This is a genomic window from Streptomyces sp. NPDC053069 (assembly GCF_044546895.1).
Classification (GTDB): Bacteria; Actinomycetota; Actinomycetes; order Streptomycetales; family Streptomycetaceae; genus Streptomyces.
This window is the reverse complement of sequence record NZ_JBITZN010000031.1, coordinates 1-1197: the sequence shown is the minus strand read 5'-3', so window position 1 is coordinate 1197 and position 1197 is coordinate 1. Positions and strand designations below refer to the sequence as shown.

Sequence of the window (1197 nt, the reverse complement as noted above, 5' to 3'; positions counted from 1 at the left end):
TCTGAGCTGGGGGTGGCCGCAGAGACCAGCGAGAAGCGACTGTTTACTAAAAACACAGGTCCGTGCGAAGCCGTAAGGCGATGTATACGGACTGACGCCTGCCCGGTGCTGGAACGTTAAGGGGACCGGTTAGCTCACTTTCGGGTGGGCGAAGCTGAGAACTTAAGCGCCAGTAAACGGCGGTGGTAACTATAACCATCCTAAGGTAGCGAAATTCCTTGTCGGGTAAGTTCCGACCTGCACGAATGGCGTAACGACTTCTCGACTGTCTCAACCATAGGCCCGGTGAAATTGCACTACGAGTAAAGATGCTCGTTTCGCGCAGCAGGACGGAAAGACCCCGGGACCTTTACTACAGTTTGATATTGGTGTTCGGTTCGGCTTGTGTAGGATAGCTGGGAGACTGTGAAGCATGCACGCCAGTGTGTGTGGAGTCGTCGTTGAAATACCAGTCTGGTCGTGCTGGATGTCTAACCTGGGTCCGTGATCCGGATCAGGGACAGTGTCTGATGGGTAGTTTAACTGGGGCGGTTGCCTCCTAAAGGGTAACGGAGGCGCCCAAAGGTTCCCTCAGCCTGGTTGGCAATCAGGTGTTGAGTGTAAGTGCACAAGGGAGCTTGACTGTGAGACCGACGGGTCGAGCAGGGACGAAAGTCGGGACTAGTGATCCGGCGGTGGCTTGTGGAAGCGCCGTCGCTCAACGGATAAAAGGTACCCCGGGGATAACAGGCTGATCTTCCCCAAGAGTCCATATCGACGGGATGGTTTGGCACCTCGATGTCGGCTCGTCGCATCCTGGGGCTGGAGTCGGTCCCAAGGGTTGGGCTGTTCGCCCATTAAAGCGGTACGCGAGCTGGGTTTAGAACGTCGTGAGACAGTTCGGTCCCTATCCGCTGTGCGCGTAGGAGTCTTGAGAAGGGCTGTCCCTAGTACGAGAGGACCGGGACGGACGAACCTCTGGTGTGCCAGTTGTTCTGCCAAGGGCATGGCTGGTTGGCTACGTTCGGGAGGGATAACCGCTGAAAGCATCTAAGCGGGAAGCCTGCTTCGAGATGAGGACTCCCACCCACTTGATGGGGTAAGGCTCCCAGTAGACGACTGGGTTGATAGGCCGGATCTGGAAGCCAGGCAACTGGTGGAGGTGACCGGTACTAATAGGCCGAGGGCTTGTCCTCAGTTGCTCGCGTCCACTGTGTT

General features: G+C 56.6%; 1 rRNA gene (only partly in view). It reads left to right on the top strand.

What is annotated here, in order from left to right:
* Positions 1–1175, top strand: a 23S ribosomal RNA gene (locus ACIGXP_RS39925) (it extends 2032 nt beyond the left edge of the window).
* The last annotated feature ends 22 nt before the right edge of the window (positions 1176–1197 follow it).